Source organism: Streptomyces kanasensis (genome assembly GCF_043077165.1).
In the GTDB taxonomy this organism is placed as follows: domain Bacteria; phylum Actinomycetota; class Actinomycetes; order Streptomycetales; family Streptomycetaceae; genus Streptomyces; species Streptomyces changanensis.
The window spans coordinates 1-1,847 of the sequence record NZ_JBIBSF010000008.1; the positions used below are offsets into that span (position 1 = coordinate 1).

1 protein-coding gene is annotated in these 1,847 nt (G+C 81.8%); it reads right to left on the reverse strand.

Going from position 1 to position 1,847, the window contains the following annotated elements; translation table 11 throughout:
- Positions 1-517, reverse strand: a 517-nt coding sequence (locus ACF053_RS20180) for a nuclear transport factor 2 family protein (protein WP_391955149.1), incomplete at its 3' end; no start/stop codon positions are given.
- Positions 518-1,847: the final 1,330 nt, after the last annotated feature.

Below are 1,847 nucleotides of genomic sequence, written 5' to 3' on the forward strand. Positions count from 1 at the left end.
GGTTTACGGCAACGCGTTGCGGGCGGGGGGGGGCCCCCGGGGCCCGGGGGCCACCCCCACCCCGTCCCCGCGGGGGGGGGCCCCCGGTCACCCCCCGGGGCGCCCCGTCCGCCGTTTCGGGCACAGCCCCCCATTCCCCGCCGGGCGACACGCGCGTGGCCTGATGGTGGTACATCCGCCAGCCACCGGCTCCGTCCCTCTTCCGCCAGATCGAACTGTGGCGGGTCCTGAGCCCGCCCAGCCTCGTCTCGAACGTCAGGTGCACCAGGCCGGGGGCGAGCCGCACGCCCGAGATCCCCGAGGGCTCGAAGCGGGGGCCGTCCGCCGAGCTGCCCGGATGACCGGGCAGCTCGGCGAGCATGGTGGCGTACGTCCAACGCCTCCCCGACCCGCCGACCTCCACGAACTCGGGATCGAGGAGCTCGGCGGCGAGTTCCCCCGACGCGCGTACCCGCGGGTCCATCAACCGCAACTCGCCCGCGATGGCCTGGTCCACCTCGTCCGTCGTACCGTCCATGGACGCATCCTCCCCCCGCCCGCCGCCCCCTCGGCAACCCCGTTCCGCCGCCACCGGCCACGCGGCCGGCGGCGACGCAGGCCGGGCGGCGCGGTGACGGGTGGTGGGTGGGGCGCGCGGGCACCGTTGCCGCGCCGGCCCGGCGGCGGGTACGGGGCACGAGCACCATGGCCGCTCTCCCGGCGGCCCGGTGGCGCGCGGGCCCAGCGGCGCGGTGGGGGCGGTCTCTCCGTGGTGGTCGGCGCCGACGGCGGGACGGCGGCCGCTCTGGCCCGGCGGCGCGGTGGCCCGGTGGCCGATGGCGGCGGCACAGGCCCGGTGGCCGCTCTGGCCCGGCGGCGGGGTGGCGGGTGGGGGCGGTGCAGGCCCGGCGGCGGGGTGGCGGGTGGCGGGTGGGGGCAGCGCAGGCCCGGTGGCGGGGTGGCGGGTGGGGGCAACGCAGGCCCGGCGGCGGGGTGGCGGCAGCGGCGGCCCAGGCACGATGGCCGCGCAGGCCTGGTGGCCTCGTAGGCGCGGTGGCGGGTGGGGGCGGCAGCGCGGGCCCGGTGGCGGGTGGGGGCGGTGGGTCTGCCGGCAGCCGCTCCGTGGTGATAGGCGGCGGCGGGTCGGCGGCCGCTGCCGCCAGGGTGGCGGCTGCACAGGCCTGGTGGCTGGTGGGGGCGGCGGCACAGGCCCGGTGGCCGCTCTGGCTCGCCCGCGCGGGGCGGGTGGGCGCGGCGCAGGCACGGTGGCCGCGCAAACCCGGCGGCGCGGTGGCGTGGGGGCGGCGCAGGCACCGTTGCCGCTCTGGCCCGGTGGCGGGTGGCCGGTTGCGGCGCAGGCCTGGTGGCCCAGCGGCGCGGTGGCCCGGTGGGCCTCGTAGGCGCGGTGGCGGGTGGGGGCGGTCGCTTCGTGATGGTCGGCGACGGCGGGGCGGCGGCCGCTGCGCCCGGGGGTGCCGGCGACGGTCAGCACGCGGTCACGGGCGGCGGCGGGGCGTCGGGCGTCGGCTGCCGGCCCGCCGCGAACCGTCAGCGGCGACACCGGTGCGCCGCCGGCGGGGTGGCGGACCGGCGGCCGGTCGGTCTGCCGACGGACCGGCGGCCGGTCGGGCGACCGACGGGACGGCCGACAGTGGGGCGACCGACGGGACGGCGGACAGTGAGGCGACCGACGGGGCGGCCGGACGGTGGGGCGGGGGCCGTCGGTTCTCGGCGTGAGGACCACCGGGCGGGGGGGGGGGGGGGGGGCCCCCCCCCCCCCCCCGGGGGGGGCGGCCCCCCCGGCCGGGGGGGGGGGGGGGGCCCCCACATTTGGGGGGTGGTTTGGGCCGCCCCCCCGGCCCCCCCCC